At 44.5% G+C, this 23,073-nt stretch carries 19 protein-coding genes; 7 read left to right on the top strand and 12 right to left on the bottom strand.

Translation table 11 applies throughout. The annotated features are described in order from the left end of the window. Positions 1 to 88: 88 nt before the first annotated feature. Entirely contained in the window at positions 89 to 844 is a 756-nt protein-coding gene (locus QOZ98_RS03740) for an exodeoxyribonuclease III (RefSeq protein ID WP_308786173.1), read from the top strand. 65 nt (positions 845 to 909) lie between these two features. Here QOZ98_RS03740 and QOZ98_RS03745 read toward each other — a convergent pair whose 3' ends face one another. The 11 genes from QOZ98_RS03745 to QOZ98_RS03795 all read right to left on the bottom strand — a co-directional run bounded on the left by QOZ98_RS03745 (position 910) and on the right by QOZ98_RS03795 (position 10,597). Then, on the bottom strand, positions 910 to 2,097 hold the full coding sequence (locus tag QOZ98_RS03745; RefSeq protein WP_308786174.1) for a CDP-glycerol glycerophosphotransferase family protein: 1,188 nt from the start codon (positions 2,095 to 2,097) through the stop codon (positions 910 to 912). A 434-nt stretch (positions 2,098 to 2,531) separates the two neighbouring features. Beyond that, positions 2,532 to 3,248 carry a P-II family nitrogen regulator gene (locus QOZ98_RS03750; protein ID WP_308786175.1) on the bottom strand — a complete coding sequence of 239 codons (717 nt, stop codon included), beginning with the start codon at positions 3,246 to 3,248 and terminating at the stop codon, positions 2,532 to 2,534. Further along, positions 3,238 to 3,975 carry a DUF1538 domain-containing protein gene (locus QOZ98_RS03755; protein ID WP_308786176.1) on the bottom strand — a complete coding sequence of 246 codons (738 nt, stop codon included), beginning with the start codon at positions 3,973 to 3,975 and terminating at the stop codon, positions 3,238 to 3,240. The genes QOZ98_RS03750 and QOZ98_RS03755 overlap by 11 nt, the downstream gene beginning before the upstream one ends. Then, positions 3,972 to 4,667, bottom strand: coding sequence for a DUF1538 domain-containing protein (locus QOZ98_RS03760; RefSeq protein WP_142826779.1), 696 nt, complete (start codon positions 4,665 to 4,667; stop codon positions 3,972 to 3,974). Before QOZ98_RS03760 ends, QOZ98_RS03755 begins: the two co-directional genes overlap by 4 nt. A gap of 161 nt (positions 4,668 to 4,828) precedes the next feature. Next, the gene (locus QOZ98_RS03765) at positions 4,829 to 5,191 is read right to left on the bottom strand and encodes a Na+/H+ antiporter subunit G (protein WP_308786177.1); all 363 of its coding nucleotides are present in this window, start codon (positions 5,189 to 5,191) and stop codon (positions 4,829 to 4,831) included. Further along, on the bottom strand, positions 5,169 to 5,453 hold the full coding sequence (locus QOZ98_RS03770; protein ID WP_142826781.1) for a Na(+)/H(+) antiporter subunit F1: 285 nt from the start codon (positions 5,451 to 5,453) through the stop codon (positions 5,169 to 5,171). The genes QOZ98_RS03765 and QOZ98_RS03770 overlap by 23 nt, the downstream gene beginning before the upstream one ends. Then, positions 5,450 to 5,935: a Na+/H+ antiporter subunit E gene (locus QOZ98_RS03775; protein WP_142826782.1), complete on the bottom strand. Its 486-nt coding sequence runs from the start codon at positions 5,933 to 5,935 to the stop codon at positions 5,450 to 5,452. Before QOZ98_RS03775 ends, QOZ98_RS03770 begins: the two co-directional genes overlap by 4 nt. Before the next feature lie 31 nt (positions 5,936 to 5,966). Beyond that, the gene (locus tag QOZ98_RS03780; protein WP_308786178.1) at positions 5,967 to 7,451 is read right to left on the bottom strand and encodes a Na+/H+ antiporter subunit D; all 1,485 of its coding nucleotides are present in this window, start codon (positions 7,449 to 7,451) and stop codon (positions 5,967 to 5,969) included. After that, a complete protein-coding gene (locus tag QOZ98_RS03785; RefSeq protein ID WP_142826784.1) occupies positions 7,444 to 7,782 on the bottom strand; it encodes a Na(+)/H(+) antiporter subunit C in 339 nt (112 codons plus the stop codon). Before QOZ98_RS03785 ends, QOZ98_RS03780 begins: the two co-directional genes overlap by 8 nt. Before the next feature lie 3 nt (positions 7,783 to 7,785). Next, complete coding sequence (locus QOZ98_RS03790) at positions 7,786 to 8,208, bottom strand: Na(+)/H(+) antiporter subunit B (RefSeq protein ID WP_142826785.1); 423 nt, start codon at positions 8,206 to 8,208, stop codon at positions 7,786 to 7,788. Next, positions 8,198 to 10,597: a Na+/H+ antiporter subunit A gene (locus QOZ98_RS03795; RefSeq protein WP_308786179.1), complete on the bottom strand. Its 2,400-nt coding sequence runs from the start codon at positions 10,595 to 10,597 to the stop codon at positions 8,198 to 8,200. Before QOZ98_RS03795 ends, QOZ98_RS03790 begins: the two co-directional genes overlap by 11 nt. Positions 10,598 to 10,915: 318 nt before the next feature. Between QOZ98_RS03795 and QOZ98_RS03800 the strand changes: the two genes are divergently transcribed. Beyond that, positions 10,916 to 11,605: a universal stress protein gene (locus QOZ98_RS03800; RefSeq protein WP_308786180.1), complete on the top strand. Its 690-nt coding sequence runs from the start codon at positions 10,916 to 10,918 to the stop codon at positions 11,603 to 11,605. 71 nt (positions 11,606 to 11,676) lie between these two features. Next, entirely contained in the window at positions 11,677 to 12,318 is a 642-nt protein-coding gene (locus QOZ98_RS03805) for a pentapeptide repeat-containing protein (protein ID WP_308786181.1), read from the top strand. Between the two features lie 489 nt (positions 12,319 to 12,807). Here the strand turns inward: QOZ98_RS03805 and QOZ98_RS03810 are convergent, their stop codons facing one another. Beyond that, on the bottom strand, positions 12,808 to 14,304 hold the full coding sequence (locus tag QOZ98_RS03810) for a peptide MFS transporter (protein WP_308786182.1): 1,497 nt from the start codon (positions 14,302 to 14,304) through the stop codon (positions 12,808 to 12,810). Positions 14,305 to 14,741: 437 nt separating this feature from the next. Here QOZ98_RS03810 and QOZ98_RS03815 point away from each other — a divergent pair, with 437 nt between their 5' ends. The 4 genes from QOZ98_RS03815 (at position 14,742) to gltB (ending at position 22,901) form a co-directional block, all read left to right on the top strand. Then, positions 14,742 to 15,098 carry a helix-turn-helix domain-containing protein gene (locus QOZ98_RS03815; RefSeq protein WP_142826790.1) on the top strand — a complete coding sequence of 119 codons (357 nt, stop codon included), beginning with the start codon at positions 14,742 to 14,744 and terminating at the stop codon, positions 15,096 to 15,098. A 169-nt stretch (positions 15,099 to 15,267) separates the two neighbouring features. Then, a complete protein-coding gene (locus QOZ98_RS03820; RefSeq protein ID WP_308786183.1) occupies positions 15,268 to 16,053 on the top strand; it encodes an SDR family oxidoreductase in 786 nt (261 codons plus the stop codon). Between the two features lie 234 nt (positions 16,054 to 16,287). Next, positions 16,288 to 18,060, top strand: coding sequence for a DNA helicase RecQ (gene recQ / locus QOZ98_RS03825; protein ID WP_308786184.1), 1,773 nt, complete (start codon positions 16,288 to 16,290; stop codon positions 18,058 to 18,060). Between the two features lie 254 nt (positions 18,061 to 18,314). Beyond that, positions 18,315 to 22,901, top strand: coding sequence for a glutamate synthase large subunit (gltB, locus tag QOZ98_RS03830; protein WP_308786185.1), 4,587 nt, complete (start codon positions 18,315 to 18,317; stop codon positions 22,899 to 22,901). The last annotated feature ends 172 nt before the right edge of the window (positions 22,902 to 23,073 follow it).

Raw genomic sequence — 23,073 nt, forward strand, 5'->3', positions numbered from 1 at the left:
GGGACTGCATGCCGGAATCCACCACATTGGTTGAGTAGAGCTCAGCATTCGTTTAAACTTGATAAAGGAAAAGAAAGTAGGGATTGTTTTGAAGATGATTTCGTGGAACGTCAATGGCCTGCGGGCTGTTATGAAAAAAGGCTTTATGGATTTTTTCACTGAAGCAGATGCGGATATCTTTTGTCTCCAGGAAATAAAATTACAGGAAGGCCAAATAGAGATAGACCTTCCAGGCTATTATACATATTGGAATTACGCCCATAAAAAAGGCTATTCTGGTACAGCAATTTTTACGAAAGAAGAGCCTCTGTCCGTTCAATATGGTTTGGGATCGGAAGAGCATGATACAGAAGGACGGATGATTGCGCTGGAGTTTGAGGGGCATTATGTCGTCACCGTCTATACTCCGAATTCTCAGCACGGTTTGCTTCGCTTAGATTATCGCCTGTTATGGGAAGAAGCGATTTTGTCATTCGTGAAAACCTTGGATCGCCACAAACCGGTTATTTTATGTGGAGATTTAAATGTTGCCCATGAAGAAATCGATTTGAAAAATCCAAAAGCCAATAAGAAAAATTCAGGTTTCACTCCTGAGGAACGGGGCAAGATGACCCAGTTTCTGGCGAACGGTTTTGTGGATACGTTCCGCCATTTCCATCCGATGGAAACAGGCTTTTATTCCTGGTGGTCATACCGTTCCAATTGTCGTGAAAAGAATGTAGGATGGCGAATCGATTATTTCCTTGCTTCACAAAAACTGCTGCCGCATTTGAAAAGTGCAAAAATCCATGCGGATGTATGGGGCTCTGATCATTGCCCGGTTGAGTTGCAGTTAGCGATATAAAAAAACACACTCATTTTTGAGTGTGTTTTGCTTTGATTGCATGCTGATAGTTTCACGTGAAACTATCAGAGGCCCATGACACGTTTTGTCAGGCGTTTGCAATTGTCTTGGTCAAAGTAATCAATATAATCCTTCGCTTTTGGGTACCATTCGTTGGAGGTGATGTTTTCTTCGATAATTTTTTTCAGGTATTCATAAACATTGTCGATTGAAACAGCGTTATATCCATAAAGATCCGTATCCATGTTCAAGTAAGCACCTCTTTTTTCAAGGTATTCCTGCTTGTCGAACATATAGAATATGATGGGTTTATTAAGGTAAAGAAAATCCCAGGAAACACTGGTGATATCGGTCAGCAGCATATCGTTATGGTCAATCGAATACTCAATAGTTTCATGATTGAAATCCAGAAATTTAATGCCGTGCTCATTGTCTGTTAAACCGGCAAAGTACTTTTCAAACTTCTTCATAAAAGGATGAAGAGCGATGTTCAGGTGAAGATTGTGGTCAGTAAGCAATTTTTGAATGCCTTCATGCTTCAATAAACCAACGGTGCTCTTAAAATATGCGCTGTCGGTAAACTCTTCTTTTGTCAGGTCAAAAAGCCATTCCCGCCATGTCATCATCATCAAAATGTTTTTGACTGCCGCAGAAGGCTGGTTTGGCTGGTACCGGTCAAATCGAGGGAAACCGGTGATGATCAGTTTCTGCTCAGGTATCTTCCATTCGTTGAGCTTCAAGTCGTATTCATATTGCGAAGCACAATTGAAATAATCAGTTCTCTTTAACAACGGTATATCTTCTTTTTGAATCAAGATCTTTTTAAAGCCTTCAATTCCGTGGCTGACATGGGTAATGAGGGTTTTCCGGTTGAGGAAAAGAAATTTGTCGGCTGAGGGAACAATGTCATACAGAAGAGAATGTCCGTGGAACGTGTAATCGGCTTGGAAAAACAGCAAATAATTTTTGAAACTTCCAAGTGGAACAGCGTTTTCGATCCTTTGTTCCTGGGCATAAGTAGTTTTTGGATCGTACATCCAATAGGCCGTTACTTGTTCCTTGTGGTTGTTCACTAAGTATTTATGATAAACCGCAGCATTATCTTCATACTTTTCACCCAAGTTTCCTCCAACCAAGGCAATTTTCTTTCCGTTTTTCTTTTTCGTGAAAAAGGCGAGGAGATATGCGGCTGAGACTTTTGAAAAAACTTTCAAAGGATCCCATCTCCCTTTTTCTTTTAATTCTACACTCATCTAAAAGCCCTGCTTTCTACTAGTTGTCATTACTTTAGTTTTTCATATATCGCCGCCTTTGTCTATCTTCAGTTAAAAAACTAATTTTTCATTCATTTTAGGATATCTTCTGATTGCGACAAAACTCGATAGGAGGCTATATTTTTCACCTGCAGGTCTGCTTCGTACCTTTTATGAATACATCAGAAAGACTTGGGCTAGCTTCACTCCGCGCCACCTCTAAGCGCTGGCGCGTCCAGGGACGAACTGTGCCGGAGCACTTTTCTTTGATCTACCCAAAGCGGCCGGAACGAAGGGTGAAGGAGGTTCTGATCAGGTATCCAGCAATTTGATGTAAAGAGCAACGGCAAGAGGGAAGGTGGCTAAACCATACCAAGTAAGATAAAAAGTAAAGGCACGCCATTGGGCGTACCTTTACTTTTATAAAATCGAATTCAGCGATCCCGGTGCTGTTGATTATGGCGGTCGAAAGAAGAATGGTTGACGCCAAAAACATTTTCTACATCAATGAGAAATGCGATGCCCTTACCTGGAGCATTTAAATCTACAGCTTCTTCAATGCTTCGGATCACGCCTTCTGCATAGCTGGCAGGTACCAGCGTCAGTACGACATCTTTCTCGGGATCTATTGTGAAGTTCATGAACTTTTGCTGTTCGTTGACGCCGGTGCCACGGCCATTTAAAATGGTTCCACCCTCTGCACCTGCTTTTGAGGCTGCTTTAACAACGGCTGCAGAATCTCCTGAATTTACAATGGTTACAATTAATTGAAAGTCTTTTGCTGCTGATTCCAAGTCTATGGCTCCTCTCTTCTTCCTTCTATCATCGCTCCGTTCGGATAAATGAGGCACTCCCAGCAACTTGCTTAAATGGACAGTAAAGCCCAATCCATAGCCCGGTTTTCCTAATTCTCCTGCTTTGGAGACAGCCTGGGCCACCCCGCTTTCAAGTTGGCCATCCAATGCCAGGAAAATAACATCTTTTTCATGGGTTGCCGGCAGACCAAAAAAAGTGGGTTTTTCATTTCTTCCTATTCCTTCTCCATAGATAACGGTTGCCCCATCCACCCCGGCATGTTTAGCGGCCGCAATTACGTCGCGTGAATGTCCTCTTTTGACGATGGCAATCATCAGCCTGTGATTAAGAACCATTGGTTTTTTTCCCACCTTTTCTAGTGAAGATTAAACCCAGTATCAGTACTGCGATGATTGGAGTAAGGGCAACAAGCGCGATCATTCCGAAGCCATCTGTCAAAGGGTCGCTGCCTTCAATAGCAGTTGAAATTCCAACTGCCACAGCCACCACAAAAGTTACGGTCATAGGCCCGGTTGCCACTCCTCCAGAATCAAAGGCGATGCCTATAAATGTCTGGGTTGAAAAAAATACAAGTATGAAGGCCAGCAGGTAACCCGGAATGATAAAATACCACAACGACCAGCCAGTTAAGATTCTCAACATGGACAAAGCGATCGAAACGCCGACTCCAATGGATAAAGTGTAAAGCATCAGTTTCCGGGAGATGTACCCTCCGGTTTCCTCATCGACTTCGTCTGTCATAATGCTGACTGCCGGTTCTGCAAAAGTTGCGGCAAAGCCAAGGACGAAACCGATGGGAATCAACAGCCATTTATTGTCCCACCTGCCAAGTTCTTCTCCCATCATGGTTCCGACAGGCATAAAACCGACGTGGACTCCTTGCAGAAAAAAAGAAAGACCAAGAAAAGTTAAAATAAAACCGAGTCCGACCTGCAGAACACGCTGCATAGGCAGTTTCAGCATGAAGATTTGAAAAGCAGCGAAGAAAACCAGAAGCGGCAGCAGGGCCACACTGACTTCGGCCATCACGGTTTGGAATCCATCGAAAACGTGAATATTCACCTGAATAACACCCCCAGCATCATCACTGCCAAAATCGGTCCAATGGATGCCAGACCAATCAAACCGAACTTTTCGCCGGAACTGTCATCTTCCGTGCGAAGAACGGAAGCGACGCCAATGCCGAGCGCCAGGATAAACGGTACCGCCATGGGTCCGGTTGTAACACCTCCGGAATCGAAGGATATGGAAACAAATGCTTCGGGTACAAAAAGGGATAAGAGGAAGACAAGAGCATAGCCGCCGATGAGTAAATAATGGAGAGGAATTCGAAAGATGGTGCGGATCATGGCCAATGCGACGAAAATAGCCAAGCCCAGAGAAACTGAGAGGATGAGAATTGCTGCGCTGACTGTTCCTTCAGAAACCTCTTCAATCTGCTTGGCAAGAACACGGACATCCGGTTCTGCAATGGTGACGGCTAGACCCAGTAAAAATCCGGTTGCGATAATAAATCCGGCTTTTTTGGTGCTAGGCAGCCTTCTGCCAATCATTTCACCTATGGGCAGCAGCCCAGCGTTGACCCCGATAAGGAATAGAAAAAATCCGAGACTGACAAAAAGTACACCAATAAGAAACTGGATGACCGCTTCAAAGGGGACCTGTATAAAGACGAGCTGCAAAAGAATGACGACTACCGTGACTGGAAGGATTGCGGCGGCAACTTCTTTAAAAGTGTCTCTCACATTTTCCATTAGATGTCCGTCTCCAATTCTGTTTTTTTATTCCTATTCCCTGTGAATTGAATCATAAACTTTTGCTTTCTTATTAAAAAAAGGGCATTTGCGCACTCTTTCGAGTGGCAATGCCCTGTAAGTTCTGAATTTATAAAGTATGCAGTAAAGTGCGTCGCAAATCATACATCCTTTTTATTTCTTAATATATCTTCAAGTGCATCCTCTGTAGAAGAATCAGCCAGTTTAACATTTGAACGGTAAGCGGCTCGAGTAATGAGGTGGCCCGAGACAGGAGCTGTTAAAAAGACGAATGTTATGCCCAATAACAGCCTGACGCTGATGAAATTTTCGGATGCCCAGAAATAGATGAAGGTACCTAATAAGGACAGCAACACCGCTAATGTCGAGCTTTTGGTGGCGGCATGCGAACGGGTATAGACATCCGGCAGACGAAGAATTCCGATTGCGCTGATTACAGCCATGATGCTGCCGATCAAAATCAGAAAAACACCGAAATATTCACCGATCGTGTTTATGCTCAACAATATCGCCCCTTTCCACAAAACGTGCCAATGCAAGGGTACTGATAAATGCCAGAATACCAACAATCAGGATGACTTCGAGAAATGCATGTGTGCTGAGAACAACCGAAAATACGGCCACTCCTGAGATTAAATTGACGCCGATCATGTCGAGCGCGACTACGCGATCCGGCATCGATGGCCCACGGATGATCCGGTAAAGCGCCAGGATAATAGCCAGGATGAAAAGGGATAGGGCGATGGTCAATATCGTATCGATCAATTTCTCGTCACCTCCATAATTGCTTTTTCAAAAACCTTGATGGATTTTAAAACAGAATCACGTGAACTTTCCACATCCATCGCGTGTATATAGAATGTTTTCCCATCCGGAGACACTTCCATTACGACCGAGCCCGGAGTCAAAGTCAGCAGGAGGGCGAGTGTGGTCAATTCATAATCACCTTCCATGCTGTGCTCGTAAGTAAAGATTCCGGGTTTTATTTTCAGCCTGGGACTAAGAATCTGTTTCATGATCAACAAACTGGATTGGGAAAGTTCCGAAACGAAAATAAACAGCAGTTTAATGGTGGAGTAAACCCGCAATAAGTAAAACTTCGTTCCAAAGAAACGATGCATAAGGAAAAGGATCCCGATGCCGATCAAATAGCCGGTCAGAAAAGTTGTGATATAAAAAGCGTCTTCATCCATCAACAATGTCCAAAGAAAGGCAATAGTAATGTTTAATAAGAACTGAGCCGGCATTTTCATTCACTCCTTTCAATAGAAAATGGATTTACTGGATGATGCCTAAAACAGCATTGATATAAGTACTTGGATTCAGTAATGTTTCAGCAGCATCTGTAACGTAAAGAGACAAACCTTCAACGCCTAAGCCGATGCCGATGGTCAGGACTACGAGCGCTAAACAAGGCAGCAATACACCTCTGCGCAATGGCAGTTGTTCTTCTTTGCTGACAATTGTTTCGCCCCAGAAGCAGTTTTTAAAGATACGAAGCAGTGAGTAAAGGACAAAAATGCTGGATAACAGCGCCAGCGCCAGTAACACGTAAGATCCGCTGTCGATTGCGGCACTTGAGATCAAAACTTTGCCAATAAAACCGCTGAGTGGTGGAATGCCGGCAAGTGACAGCATCGCTATGAAGAAAGACCATCCAAGCAGCGGATAGTTTTTCATAAGTCCGCTCATGCCCGCCATTTTTGAAGAACCGCTTAACGTAATCATCGTACCAACAAGCAGAAACAGCAGTGCTTTGGCAACCATATCGTGAATTAAGTAGTAGATGGATCCTTCAATTGCCTCAGGAGTGGCAATTGCCAGCCCGACAAGCATGAATCCAACCGCAATGACAACATTATAGGCCGCAATGCTGCGTATATCATTAAAGGCAATCGCGCCTAAACTGCCGCCGATCAAGGTCAAGCCGGCCATGATGCCGATGATGGTATGGGTGATTTCAGGCTGATGGTAAAAGATCAATGAAAAAATGCGGAACAGGGCATATACTCCGACTTTGGTCAATAATGCTCCAAACAGAGCAGAGGTGACGATGGGCGGTGAACTATAAGATCCGGGAAGCCAGAAGTAAAGAAGCAATCCCGCCTTCAAACTGAAAACAACCAAAAAGACGAGGCTGATAGTTGTCAGGAGTGGGGTTTGGCCCACTTCTGCAACCCGTTCTGCCGCATGGGCCATATTCAATGTACCAAGGGTTCCATAAAGATAAGCCAGGGCTACCAGGAAAAACCAGGAAGAAACGATATTGATGGACACGTACTTGATAGCCTCGCGCAGCTGGCGTTTGGAATTCCCCAAAGTCAGCAATACATAGGAAGACAGCAGCATTACTTCGAAACAAACAAACAAATTAAACAAGTCGCCAGTTAAAAATGATCCGTTGACGCCGGCTGCCAGAAACAGCACGGTCGGATAAAAATACATGGTCTGTAATTCTTTACTGGTGGAGATCAGCGCATAGCTTAAGCAGACGGCTGTCACGATGCTGGCGGTCAGCACCAGCAGAACGGAAAAAGAGTCTGCAACGAACAAAATGCCGAAAGGCGGTTCCCAGCCTCCGAAATCTAAACGTAAAATTCCATCGGCCTGTACTGTATGCAAAAGATAGATTGAAGTGCCAGCCGTCACCACCATGGCGGCAATGCTGATCCAGGCCTGGATACGGCCATAGGTCCGGAGGAAAATCAGCAATACCCCGACGACAATCGGGAGCAGCATAGGGAGGACTAAAATATTATTCATCATCAGAACCTCGCATTGCGCCTAAATTATCCGTTTCCAATTCCTGATAGGCACGGTAAGCCAGCACAAGAATAAAGGCTGTAACAGCAAAACTGATAACAATGGCAGTTAAGATCAATGCCTGGGGCAGGGCATCCACGTAAATTTCAGCTTCTTCACCGAGCAGTGGGACCGTACCCTGTTTCAATCCGCCCATTGCCAGAATCAGCAAATGGACAGCATGGGACAAAATAGCGGTCCCCAATATGACGCGCACTACATTTTTTGATAATACAAGATAGATGGCGACCGTGGTAAGGACGCCGACCAAAATAATGATCAATGATTCCACAGGCTACTCATCCTCACTTATGCTAAGAATTATATTCACGACAACACCAACGACGGTCAATGCAATGCCGGCTTCAAATACGGTGACAGTGGCCAGCTCTGTTTTTCCAAAAATGGGCAAATTGAAATAGCCGAAGCTTTGCGCTAAAAACGCACCGCCAAAAAACATCGGTGCTATTCCGCTTAGCATGGCTAATAGCACACCAAACGCGGATAACTTTTTAAAATCAATCGGCAATGCATCACTGACAGTTTCAGAATCGTAGGATAAAAACATCAGCACAAAAGCCGAAGCAATTACCAATCCTCCGATAAATCCCCCGCCTGGCTGATTGTGTCCGGAAAGGAACAGGTAGATGCCGAAAGTTAAAATAATCAAGACGGCGCCTTTCGATACGGTTTTTAAAATCACATCATTAATGTTCATCTTTTCCCGGCCCCTTTCCATGTTTTAAACGGATTAATGTATAGACGCCAAGTCCGGCAATAAACAGAACCAGTGATTCCAGCATGGTATCAAAAGCACGGAAATCCCCGAGAATGGCATTGACAATATTGTCTCCACCGGCCAGCTCATAGGAATCTTCGAAATAGCCTGAAATGCTTTCGAACAATCTTCCGCTGTTGACTGTCAAGCCGATCAGCGTGACTATAACCCCAGCAGCGATTGCGATAACTGCATTTCGGATTTTAATGCGTTTAGAAGAATCTTCCGTCTTCCACTCCGGCAAAAAGTTGAAGCACAAAAGAAATAGAACAGTGGTAACTGTTTCGATGACCAATTGTGTCAACGCCAGATCGGGTGCCCGGAAAAGCACGAAGAATATAGCGATGGAAAAACCAAGCACACCATTCAGTAGAATAGCTGTAAGACGGGACTTAGCGAAGGGAATACTGATGGCCGCAATCGCCATCACGGCTATCAGCATGCCTTCATAAGTCGTGATGGGCGAATCGGCTGTCAGATCAATTGACAAAGCCCCCGTAGAAATCAGTGCGCCGCCAGCCGCTGCAATGAAGAAAACAAAGATATAGGCAAAATACGCTGGCAAATGGCCGGTCATATAATGTGTAGTGATCCAATTTGCTGCTCTTTTCAAATCCTGAAGTAAAGAATTATATAGGACAGTGAAATTCCATCCAGCGGGTTGAATAAGGTAAATTTTGTACCAGCTGCGGAAAGTAAGAAAAAGAAGCGTCCCAACTACAATAATTCCTAAGGTCATAAATAATTCAGTATTGAAGCCATGCCATGCGGAAATGTGCGGGGCAGCTCCAGAAATTCCCGGAATGATGCCATGCAAGGCCGGTTTCAGTAAATGGTCGCCCAGCAGATTAGGGGCAAAAAACAAACCGACAATCAGTACGCATAGGATAGCTGGAGAAATAAGCATGCCGATAGAAGGTTCTACGGGCTTTCTATCCAATTTTTTCAACTGAGGAGCACCAAAAAAAGTACGGAATACAAAAATCATGCAGTAAACGAAAGTGAAAACGGATGCTGTCCAGGCAATGATCGGAATTAACAACCCCCAAGTAGAAACTCCAAAAATTGGAAGGCTAACCGCATTGACAGAAGCTGTGAAAAACATTTCTTTGCTCAAAAAGCCGTTGAGCAGCGGAAGGCCCGCCATTGAAAAGCTGCCGATGACAGCGAAGGTAAACGTAATCGGCAGAAATGCCATAAGACCGCCGAGACGCCGTATATCACGCGTCCCCACCTGGTGATCGACGATGCCGACTACCATGAAAAGTGCACCCTTGAATGTAGAGTGGTTGACCATATGGAACAAAGCCGCAAATATGGCTAAGCCGTATAGCGCACCTTGTTCTCCATCTCCGAAATGCAGTGCTGCTGAACCAAGGCCGAGCAAACTCATGATCAGGCCCAGTTGGCTGATGGTTGAATAAGCGAGCAGAGCCTTTAGGTCAGTCTGGCGAACGGCACAGAATGCCCCCCAAAACAAAGTAATAAGACCGACAATTGTGATTGTCCAGAACCATTCGGCTGTCCCCCCGAAAATTGGTGTGAACCGGGCCACCAGGTAGAGGCCCGCTTTAACCATTGTGGCAGAATGCAGATAGGCGCTGACAGGAGTCGGTGCTTCCATTGCATCCGGCAGCCAGATATGGAAAGGGAATTGCGCTGATTTTGTAAAGGCACCTAGCAGCACCAGGAACATCGCCGGGTAAAACAATGCGTGATCTGTATATTGGCCGACAACAGCGGCGGTTTCCCGAATGCTGAAAGTGCCAGTCATGGAATGCAGCATCAAGAATCCAGCAAGCATACCGAATCCGCCGAATACAGTAATCAATAATGACTTTTGAGCACCATAACGTGAATTTTTACGATGATACCAGAAAGCGATCAACAGGAACGAAGAAATACTGGTCAATTCCCAGAAGACGTATAAAACAAGGAGATTGTCAGATAAGACGACGCCGAGCATAGCACCCATAAACAACAGCAGGTAGGCATAAAAATGCGGAAAGGAATCGGATGATGATAAATAGTAGATGGAGTAGAGAACTACCAGGCTTCCCATGCCGGTAATCAGCAACGCCATAATCAAACTGAGGCCATCAAGATAAACTGTAAAGTTAATGCCAATTGAAGGAATCCAATTGACTGCCTGGATCAGGGTTTCACCATTAGAGATAGCGGGGATTTGCATGATGAAAATTAGGAACAGGGCGAGCGGGACCAACAGCACGAACCAGCCAATATGAAAGGCTCCAATTCGTTTATGTATGAGCGGAATGAGGGCGGTGGCGATAAACGGGATTAAAATAGCTAAAATCAATAGATACACAGCAGAACCTCCTGTATTGGATTAGAAAAGCAATTGTGAATGGAAAAAACGGAGAGTGGGTATATAATAAGGGAAATGGGTTTCGTTTTTCCTGCAATATGATATGATAAGGGCTCGTAAAGCAACCAATACAAATTATACAGGAAAATCAAGTGCTTTTCATGCGTCAGCCCACGCTGAGACGAAAAGTCCGGGAATTCTTACTGAATAGAAAACATGAAAGTAAATGAAAACCCTTGATTTTCTATAATGGAAGAAGTATAATTTCATAGTTTTGAATGTCAGGATATGAATTATATTACAGGGGGGTGAACATAAATGAAAAAGATTAGAGGACGAATGGATGAAAGCATCCTGGTATGTGTTTTTTACGGGCCGAATGGTGAGCGGTTGATCAATCGGGGTAATAAACTCGCTACCATGTTGGATTGTCCATTGTATATTTTAACGGTGGATCAGAAGTCCGTTGGTGAGTTTGATGCTGAAAAAGCAGCCTATATTGAACGGTGGAGAGAACTTGCAGAAGAATATGAAGCCGAAGAGTTTATTGTTCGTGACAATGAAAAGCGCCCCTCTGCAAAAGTGATTGCGGAAGTGTCTCATGAATTTAATATCACACAAATTATTATTGGGCAGACTGCAAGAAGCAGATGGGAAGAAATTACCAAAGGGTCATTCCTAAATATGCTGCTGCGCGAAATTCCATTAGTGGATCTTCACGTCGTTTCACTGGCACGCACGGTGAAAGGCGTTGAAGGGGACGAGTTTGAAAAAGGTGTACGCTGTTATTTGGTGAAAGATGAAGACAGCTATAAAATCAACTTTACCCAATCGAAAAACTGCCAGCTTGAAGGGATTTTCTTTAAAGAAATCGGCACTGACTTTGACAATGGCATCTTTAAGTTCATGCAGGACAATAAAGTTTATCAAGTTGAAGTGACGGAAGACCGGATTGACTTGCCTGAAATTATAGATGAGTGTTTAGGGAAAGAATTAGTGAAAAAATAAGTATCAACATCAAAAGGCTGCCTCGCCATCGATGCAGCCTTTTGTTGATTCAGGAGGCGAATCGGGAAGTCATGAAGAAAGCCAAAAGGTTGGAGCCGCTAATCCCAAAAGAACTGGAAACGCAGTCTTTTATTGAGGCGATAGATGATAATTACATAAGCAATTGCAAAATTTCGCAGGAAACCATTGATTTTAGCACGGCAGAAGCCCTTCATATTGATAAGGTAATTTTTGAAAACGTTAATTTTCTTGAAACGGTTTGGCCGCGTTCCGAATTTGTCGATGTGATTTTTTTGAATTGCGATCTATCTAATGCGGACTTGAGCCGCACCGTATTTCATCGGACGGAATTCCGCAATTCCAAATTGCTTGGCACTAATTTTGCCGAGGCAGGAATTCGGCACACTCTGTTTGATGAATGTGTCATGAATTATGCAACTTTCGGTTTTTCTTTATGCAACACGGTTAGTTTTGTTTCTTCTTCTCTACGTTTTGCAGACTTTTACCAGATGGAACTGAAGACCAGTGAATTTCTGATGTGTGAAATGAATGATATCAATTTCACGGAAACCAGTCTGAAAGGCATCGACTTAAGCACAAATACTTTTGACAGCATCCAAGTATCCATTGAAAAGCTTCAAGGGTGCAAGGTTTCACCCGATCAAGCAATCGCTTTTGCGCGGCAAATGGGAATGATCGTCGAAAACAACTAGTATTATAGAAGAAACATGAAAAAATGCCCGACAGTTTCCACTGTCGTGCATTTTTTAATTAGAGCATATTTTTAGTATGTTTTTGAGTTTGAGAGTACACGGGCGCTTGCGCTTTTCATTGTCCAGACTCCAGCTGCCAGATTCTAGGGTCATAATCCACTCTGGCTATGCGGCTGAAGAAACGCCGCTTCGCCAGAGCGTCTTATGCCCGTCGAATCTACACGGCAGCTTGCGCTTTTCTTGTTGTCCAGCTCCAGCTGCCAGCCCCTCGAGTCGCTTCAGCCTTACCGTCAATGGCTGAAGGACGCCATTACCGAAAAGGCTTCCAGCGCTTTTCGGGGCTACACGGCAGCTTCTGCTTTTCTTGTTGTCCAGCTCCAGCGCCCAGATTCTAGGGTCATAAGCCACCCCGACTGTGCGGCAAAGAGCGCCGCTTCGTCGATCTGTCTTATGCCGGTTGAATCTACACGGGCGCTTCCGCTTTTCTTGTTACCTTACACCTTTCATAAAGCTTTGGATGCGTGGTGCGAAGATGAATAGCAGGATACTAAGGACGATAGATGCGCCTCCGATAATTCCGAAGTACATCATTTCATTTTCAACTGTGTAGAACTTGACCAATTGGGCATTGATGGCTTGAGCCGCAGCGTTGGATAAGAACCATAGGCTCATTGTTTGAGCAGAGAAGGCGGCAGGCGCCAATTTGGTTGTCGCTGATAACCCGACTGGAGACAGGCAAAGTTCGCCAAGCACCACGATGAAATAACTAAGAACGAGCCAAAGTGGATTGACCAGTGCCGCAGGACCGCCAAAATAAGCTGGCAATAGGATAACCAGGAAAGATAGACCGGCAAACAGCAATCCTAGAGAGAATTTTTGTGGAATAGACGGTTGTCTGCTTCCCAGTTTAACCCATAGCCAAGCAAATACTGGAGCAAGCATGATGATGAACAATGGATTCAGAGATTGGAACCAGGCAGGAGAAATGGTGATTCCTGCAAATTCAAGATTTGTACGTGTATCCGCGTATGCCGCAAGAATGGTTGAACCCTGCTCCTGAATAGCCCAGAACATGACCGAAGCTATGAATAATGGAATGTATGCCAACAGGTGCGAGCGTTCTACTTCCGTTGTTTTTTTGCTGCGATACATCACTGTGAAATAAGCGACAGGAATCAAAATACCAAAAATACCGACAATCGCTACAAAGCTGTCAAAAGTCAGCAATCCTGTTGGAATGCCGATGGCTATTGCCGCAGCGATGATCAAGGCACCGATAGTAAAGATTTTAACGGTGGTCTTGCGTTCAGAAGGCAATAAGGGATTTGGCACGACAGTTCCTGCCAATCCGAGATTTTTCTTCTTTGTAGCTACAAAGATCACCAAACCTAGGAACATGCCGACTGCCGCAATGCTGAAGCCTAAATGAAAGCTGATGTTCATGCCGACAGTACCAACGAGCAACGGGGCAAGGAATCCGCCCATGTTGATTCCCATATAGAAAATACTGAAACCGGCGTCGCGGCGGTCATCATTTTCCTCGTAAATTTCACCGACAACACTGGATACATTCGGTTTCAACAAACCGGTACCAAGGACGATCAAAACCATGGAAACAAAGAATAAAGCAAGGCTGCCTGGAATCGCAAGAGCGATGTGCCCAAGCATAATAAGAATTCCTCCATAAAAAACAGCCTTTGAAGTGCCAAAAATCCGGTCAGCTAACCAGCCGCCAATGATCCCAGACATATAAACGAGTGAACCGTAAATTGACATGATGGATAACGCAGTCGTTTGATCAAGGCCAAGACCGCCTTCGGAAATTTCATAGTACATATAAAAGACCAGAATGGCTCTCATCCCATAATAGGAGAAGCGCTCCCAGAATTCAGTGAAGAATAGGGTGAAAAGTCCTTTCGGGTGGCCAAAAAAGCCTTTTTGAGGAACACTATTGACAATCTCTTGTCGAGAATACTTTTCAGACATTAAACTAACCTCCAATTGTTTATTCTAACATAATACTTTTTTTAGTTAAAAAAATCAAAATTATTTTATCGACTATAAATAAAGCGTTTATTCACTTGTAAATTTGAACTTCTATAAATTTTTAACAAATTAAGTTTTATTAGAATAATTTTATAATTCAAATTTGTATTATTAATTACTTTTTTTGTGGGTGATGTGGCATGGCGGAAGGAAATAATCTTTAAAGTGTCTATTTACCTGCTAATTGAAATACTCTTCAATATGGTAATTTAAGTAAATATAATATCCTATTAAATTACCATATTTAGTAACCTTTAGTTAGTGTTCACTAATTATTCACACTTTTTTAAAGAATTATCCAAAAAAGATTGTGAAAAAGCGCAAGGTGCAGTATATTTAAAATAGTTAGAATATTAATTAGGGAGCAGGAGTATAAAATGAAACAGTTAAGCAAACGAATCAAGGACTTAAGAGAAGCTAAAGGACTATCTACTGAAGAGTTGGCAGAAGAAATCGGCTTTGCAAAAAGTACGGTCTGGGCTTATGAAAGTGGGAAGAAACAAGTTTCTGTAGTGCATCTCGAAAGACTTGCCGATTATTTTGAGATATCGGTCGACAGTTTGTTGGATCGCAACGAACGGACAATTAATGTGGATCTTCAAAATACCAGTTTCTTAAACGATTACAACTTAATGCTGGACGATCAGCCGCTTAATCAGCATGAAATTGCTGAAGCTGCTTCTTTTATCCAGGTTAAACGCCGTATGGGCAGTTATGGAGTCGCGACTTCCTGATTGCTTAATAAAAGCCCGATAGAAATGCTCAATCCTGTTCGAGGGATTGAGCATTTTTTCGTTTAAAAAAAATCAAGGGAAAACAGAGAATGGTTTAAGTGCGTTTTACTTCAGAATCTGACGGGAAGACACGGGTTATAGCAAATTGATTAATAGGAGGCTAAAACAAATGGGCAAAACGATTTTTATTACAGGAGCAGGAAGCGGACTGGCTAAAGGGGCAGCATTTGGCCTTGCGGCACAGGGCCACAAAGTAATTGCCCCGGTGGAAACGGCTCCGCAAGTGACGGCATTGCGTGAGGAAGCGAAATTAAAAGGCCTGGATTTGGATGTATTTAAAATGGATATCAAAAACCCTCAGGATCTAGCGCAAATGCTCGATTACGATTTCGACATTTTTGTTGCTAACGCCGCGGTCAATGAAGGTGGCCCGCTATCGGAAGTACCAATGCAAAATTTCAGGGAATTATTCGAAGTCAACGTCTTCAGCACTTTGGAGACTGCACAGATTGCTGCGCGTAAATTTGTGGATAAAGGTAAAGGAAAAATTATTTTCATGTCTTCAATGGCAGGGATTATGGCAACACCATATGTTGGGCCATATACTGCGACTAAACATGCAATCGAAGCGATTGCGACGACGATGCAAAAGGAACTGGAAGGTCATGGAGTACAAGTCGCAACTATCAATCCAGGAGCATTCGCGACCGGCTTTAATGACCGGAGCGCAGAAGCGAAATGGAAATGGTACGATGAAGCCATTCACTTTACGCGGAAAGAAGATATGGAAGAGGCCGATCAAGCTTTGGAAAATCAATACGATCCTGCTGAGATGATTACGAAGATGGTGGAAATCATTCCTCTTGATACGCATAAATTCCGTACCGCCTTTCCTGAAGAAACTGAAAAGCAAATGAAAGAAGAAGAAGCGAAGCGATGGGATTTAGAAATTTAACAATTGTTTCTTTCATTATAAGTAATTAACGCATGAGAAAATGTGCAGGAAACAGCCATCCTTTCCCTTTAATTGAAAAGTGAGGAGAGTAGGGGAACCGCCTTGGAAGCGAAAGCTTGAAAGGCGGTTTCTTTATGTTTTTACAGGAGTTTTTTGTTGGCATTTAATCGGGGAAAAAGGGTCAAAAATGTGGTAAGCTAACTCATACGATACGAGTATTAGGAGTGTTTTATTTTGTTGGAAAGCGCAAAAAAATTACTGCAATCCCATTTTGGCTACGAGTCTTTTCGGATTGGGCAGGAACAAGCTATTACGCAGGTGTTTGAAGGACATAATTCGATTTGCGTCATGCCGACCGGCGGAGGCAAGTCCATGTGTTATCAAATCCCTGCACTTGTTATGGAAGGGACTACGATTGTGGTGTCGCCCTTGATTTCATTGATGAAAGACCAAGTGGATGCCCTGTTGGCTGCCGGCATTCCGGCTGCTTATATAAACAGTTCGCTTGGTTTTGATGAAGTTCGGGAAACATTGATTGACGTTCAGCGTGGGGCCATCAAGTTGCTGTACATTGCTCCAGAGCGATTGGATTCGGAAATGTTCCTGAATGAACTGCAGGGAGTCCACGTTCCGCTTATTGCAGTCGATGAAGCTCATTGTATCTCTCAGTGGGGCCATGATTTCCGACCGAGCTACCGGTTGATCAGCCGCATGACAGAGTTGTTTCCCAATAATCCGACAGTGCTTGCTTTAACGGCAACAGCTACGCCTCAAGTGCGGGAAGACATTTGCCGGATTTTAAATATTGAAGAACAGCATACTATCATGACCGGATTTGAACGCGCTAATTTGACGTTTTCTGTCATACGTGGACAGGACCGGGAACGGTTTGTAAAGGAATATGTAGCAAAAAACGACAAGGAAGCGGGGATCATCTACGCTGCTACGCGCAAAACGGTAGATTCGGTTTACGAGATGCTGATAAAAAAAGGCATCAAAGCAGCGAAGTACCATGCCGGAATGCCGGATCAGGAGAGGAAAGTCGGCCAAGAGCGTTTTTTGAATGACGAAGTAACGGTCATGGTTGCTACCAACGCATTTGGTATGGGCATCGACAAATCCAATATCCGCTTTGTTATCCATTATCAAGTGCCGAAAAACATGGAGAGCTATTATCAGGAAGCGGGGCGTGCAGGGCGGGATGGTTTACCGAGTGAATGCATCGTGCTGTATGCATCCCAGGATGTCCAGACGCAGCGCTTTTTAATTGACCAAGCGCAAGACCCAAGCCGCATTCCGGGAGAATTGGTGAAACTTCAGGGAATGGTTGATTATTGCCATACTGAAAGTTGTCTGCAGCAATTTATCATTCATTATTTTGGGGATACTGCAGCTGAAAAATGCGGCCATTGCGGAAATTGTTTGGACGACCGGGAAAGTATGGATGTGACAAAAGACGTTCAAATGGTCCTGTCTTGCGTGATCCGAATGGGACAAAAATTTGGAAAGGCGATGACGGCTCAGGTGCTGACTGGTTCACGCAATAAAAAGGTGCTGGACTTTGGTTTTGATAAACTTTCTACTTACGGGATTTTAAAGCATCAAAATGCCAAAGAAGTTTCAAATTTGATTGAGTTTATGATTTCCCAGGAGCTACTGGCGGTGGAACAAGGTTCGTTTCCGACTATCTATGTACCTGATGGCGGAAGAGATGTATTGCTGGGCAAGCGAAAAGTGCTGAGAAAAGGTGCGGTTGCCACAAAGCAGATTGCTTCAAACGATCCTTTGTTCGAAGAGTTGCGCGTAGTTCGAAAAAGTCTGGCTGACGAAGCTGGGGTACCGCCATTCGTTATTTTCTCTGATAAGTCATTGCAGGATATGGTAGCGCGAAAGCCCAAAAATGATGAAGAGTTTTTAGAAGTTAATGGCGTTGGTGCGAACAAGCTCGAAAAGTATGGTGAAGCCTTTTTGCAGGCTATCCGTTCTTTTGGCGACATAAATAACTGAATAAATATAAGCAGGAAAACTCCGGTTAAATCGGGGTTTTTTTATTTTAAAATTGTCAGACTTGTATAATTATGCAGTTAATTCTTATAAAAAATAGAATGTATCCTGCAAATTATGGAAGCGTTTTCAACGAAGCGTAGGATTTTGGCCTTAGAATAAACGTTTTTTTACTCAGAGTAATTGTATATATATTCAGACTTATGATATACTATCAAAATATTATGACACAAGAGTGTAATGAAGGAGGCGGTTTGATGAGCAAGAAGGAATATCCAATCCCACAAGGACTTTATCATCCAGATCAAGAGCATGAGGCGTGCGGAATAGGTATGATCGCCAATATTAATGGACAAAAATCACATGCTATCGTTCAAAATGCTATAAATATATTGTGTAACCTGGAACATCGCGGCGGACAGTCGTCTGATACAAGCACAGGAGATGGTGCTGGGATCTTAACCCAAATACCCCATCGTTTTTTCCTTAAACAATGCGAAAAAGAAGGTATCACATTGCCGGAAGAAGGAAAGTACGGCATTGGTATGTTATTCATGCCCCAGGATTATGATCTTCGAATGAAGACAAAAGAAATGATTCAACAGATCATTCAGGAAGAAGGGCAAATCTGCCTTGGATGGCGTCCAGTTCCAGTAAATGATTCATTTGTCGGGAAAGTCGCATCAAAAACAAAACCCGTTATCCGCCAGGTATTCGTTGGAGCTGCTCACGGTTTAGAAAACCGAATGGATCTTGAGCGTCGGTTGTATATTATCCGCAAGCGAATCGAACAGGCAATGGTTGGCAAAGAAGATTTTAAAGACGTCTATTTCAGTAGTCTTTCAGCAGGGACGATTGTCTATAAAGGCATGCTTATCCCGGAACAGCTGGATTCGTTTTATATTGACCTCAACCATCCGGAATTTAAGTCGGCATTAGCACTTGTCCACTCACGTTTCAGCACGAATACCTTCCCGAGCTGGCAGCGTTCACACCCTAACCGCTACTCAATCCACAACGGCGAATTCAATACCCTGCGAGGCAATGTCAATTGGATGCGTGCCCGCCAGATGCTGTGTACGTCCCCGGCATTCAATGAAGAAGACCTTCAAAAAGTCCTTCCTGTCATCGATGAATCGGGCAGTGACTCGTCTATGTTCGATAACTGCTTTGAATTTTTGCATTTGTCTGGAAGATCGCTTGCACATACAGCAATGATGATGGTCCCGGAACCATGGGTCAATGATCCGACCATCAAACAGGAGAAAAGAGATTTCTATGAATACCACAGTACACTTATGGAGCCATGGGACGGGCCGGCTGCACTGGTCTTTACTGACGGCAAACAGATTGCGGCTTGCCTTGACCGAAATGGCCTTCGTCCAGCGCGTTATTATGTGACGAAGAGCGGCATGATCGTAATGGGCTCAGAAGTGGGTGCATTGGATATTTTTGCAGATGACATCATCTATAAAGATCGTCTGCGTCCAGGCAAAATGCTGTTGGTGGATTTGGAAGAAGGCAAAATCATCCCGGATGAAGAAATCAAGCTTCAGATTGCGGGAGAGCTGCCTTACAAAGATTTTATCGAAAAAAACATGTTTGACCTGGAAGATTTGCCAGAGCCGGTGAACCCTTCGAACTCTGACGATACGCAACCGTTGATCAAGCGTCAGTTGGCTTTCGGCTACACGATGGAAGAAGTCCAAAAAATCATCAAGCCGCTGGCAACTGACGGTAAAGATCCTGTTGGCTCAATGGGCTATGATTCACCATTGGCTGTTTTATCGAAAAAACCACAGCTTCTTTACAATTACTTTAAGCAACTGTTTGCTCAAGTAACAAATCCACCGATAGACGCGATCCGTGAGCATATTATTACAGCTGCAAGGACTACTATCGGTGCAGAAGGAAACCTGGTTCAGCCAAGCCCTGAAAGTGCCCGCCACATTCGGTTGGAAACTCCGGTTTTGACCGCTGCGGAACTTGAAAAGCTGCGCCAGCAAAATATTGCGGATTTTAAAGCTGAGACAATTTCCATTCTGTTTTCAAAAAATGACGGCACGGAAGCAATGGAACAAAAGCTGGAATCCGTTTTCAAAGAAGCAGATCAGGCGCTTAAAGACGGTGCCACCCTGCTGATTTTATCTGACCGCGGTGTAAATGAAGAGTATGCAGCAATTCCTGCACTTCTTGCCGTTTCTGGCCTTCACCATCATTTGATTCGCCAAGGAACCCGTACACAAATGAGTATTTTGCTGGAGTCTGCAGAACCTCGCGAAGTCCATCATTTTGCGGCCTTGCTTGGCTATGGAGCAGAAGGCATCAACCCTTATTTGGCTTTTGATACAATTAAGGATCTGGTTGAAATTGAAGATATTCCAAATATGAGTTTTGAAGAAGCGGAACAAACCTATGTAAAAGCTGTTACAGATGGCATCATCAAAGTGCTATCTAAAATGGGTATTTCAACTATCCAAAGTTATCGAGGTGCACAAATTTTTGAAGCGGTCGGCATTCATATGGATGTAATCGATAAATATTTTACACGTACTTCCTCACGCCTTGGCGGAATTGGCCTTGATATCATTGCCAAAGAAGTACTTATGCGCCATGCGGCAGCTTACCCGGCTGCTCAGGGAGACGATCAGGCGCTGGATTCGGGTGATGAGTTCCAATACCGTGAAAATGGTGAAAACCATCAGTATAATCCGAAAACGATTCATACGCTCCAGCATGCATGCCGGACCAATAATTATGATGTTTTCAAAAAATACACCAATCTTTTGACTGATGAAAAAGCGAATCTTCAATCACTGCGCGGTTTGATGTCCTTTAAGAAACAGACACCGGTGCCAATTGATGAAGTAGAAACGATCGAGGAAATTTGCGCACGTTTTAAAACAGGTGCCATGTCTTACGGTTCTATCAGTAAAGAAGCGCACGAAGCTCTTGCGGTTGCGATGAACCGCATCGGCGGACGAAGCAACTCCGGAGAAGGTGGAGAAGAAATTTCCCGCTTTATTACTGACGAAAATGGCGATAATCGCCGCAGTTCCATCAAACAGGTGGCATCCGGACGTTTTGGTGTAACCAGCCATTACCTGGTGAATGCCGATGAAATCCAAATTAAAGTGGCGCAGGGAGCAAAACCCGGAGAAGGCGGCCACTTGCCAGGAAAGAAAGTTTATCCTTGGATTGCAGAAGTCCGCGGTTCGACTCCAGGTGTTGAATTGATTTCACCGCCTCCGCATCACGATATCTATTCGATCGAGGATTTAGCTGAATTGATTTTCAACTTGAAAAATGCAAACCCGGATGCACGCATCAGCGTTAAATTAGTATCTGCTGTGGGTGTCGGTACAATTGCTGCCGGCGTTGCAAAAGGCCGTGCAGATGTCGTACTGATCAGCGGCTATGATGGAGGAACGGGCGCAGCACCGAAAACAAGCTTGAAGCACACCGGTCTGCCGTGGGAAATCGGCTTGGCCGAAACGCATCAGACGCTTTTGCTGAATGGTTTACGTGATCGGATTGTTGTTGAAACAGATGGTAAAATGATGACTGGACGCGATGTCGTGACAGCAGCTCTTTTAGGTGCTGAAGAATTTGGATTTTCAACTGCCCCTCTTGTTGTACTTGGCTGTATCATGATGCGCGTTTGCCATCTGGATACGTGCCCTGTCGGCATTGCTACCCAAAACCCGGAGCTGCGTGAAAAATACGGCGGAGATCCGGAGCATGTCGCGAACTTCATGCGCTTTATCGCACGAGAAACGCGCGAGCTAATGGCAGAGCTCGGCTTCCGTACAATTGATGAGATGATTGGCCGGACCGATGTCATCGAAGCCAATAAGGCAGTGAATCACTGGAAAGCAGGGGGCATTGACTTGAGTGCATTGCTGTATCAGCCGGACCTTCCTGAAAAAGTTGGGCGTTACGCAACCATCAAACAAAATCATGAATTGGAAAAGACTTTGGATCATCAAGAGTTATTGCCACGTTGCCGAAATGCGATTGAAACGGGTGAACGAGTTGAAGTCGCGACAGCAATACGCAATATCCATAGAGCCACGGGAACAATTGTGGGCAGCGCCATTTCGAAACGCTATGGTGCGGAAGGCTTGCCTGATGACACGGTCAACTTGAACTTCCAAGGGTCTGCCGGACAAAGCTTCGGGGCATTTATTCCAAAAGGGATGTCGATGAACTTGATCGGCGATGCCAATGACTTTGTCGGCAAAGGCTTGTCGGGCGGGAAAATTACGGTTTACCCGGCATTGGATTCAACATTCCTGCCTGAAAACAACATTATTATCGGAAATGTGTCGTTCTACGGTGCATCTGCCGGTGAAGCTTATATATACGGTGTGGCTGGCGAGCGTTTTGCAGTCAGAAACAGTGGAGCAAAAATTGTCGTTGAAGGTGTGGGCGACCACGGCTGCGAATACATGACAGGCGGCCGGGTAGCGATTCTCGGACAAACCGGCAAAAACTTTGCAGCCGGCATGTCCGGCGGCGTAGCGTATGTGCTGGATGAAGAAGGCACATTCAGTGAACGCTGCAATGCGGAAATGGTTCATTTACAGCCGCTTGCCGACCCAGCAGAAATCGAAGAATTGCGTCAAATGATTAAGAAGCATGTCCATTACACGAGCAGTGCCAAAGGGACTCGACTCCTGGCGCATTGGGATATTTACACGGCCAAGTTTGTGCGTGTCATCCCGAAAGCTTACCTGCAAATCAACGAACGCATCAGCAAGCTTCAAAGCAGCGGCATGGCGAAATCCGAAGCCGAAATGGCTGCTTTTGAAGAAAGCAAAATGGCTGGCGCCGGGAAGTAGAAAAGCGAAAGCGCCCGAAGAGCTGGGCGCTGAAGTCTGGACAAAGAAAAGCGGAAGTGCCCGTGTAGCTCTGACAGGTGTAAGACGATCTGGCGAAGCGGCGTGTTTTCAGGCGTGCAGCCAGAGTGGCTTACATCCCGAAGAGCTAGGCACTGGAGTCTGGACAAAGAAA

Origin of the sequence: Planomicrobium stackebrandtii (genome assembly GCF_030814955.1) — a bacterium.
Lineage (GTDB): Bacteria > Bacillota > Bacilli > Bacillales_A > Planococcaceae > Planococcus > Planococcus stackebrandtii.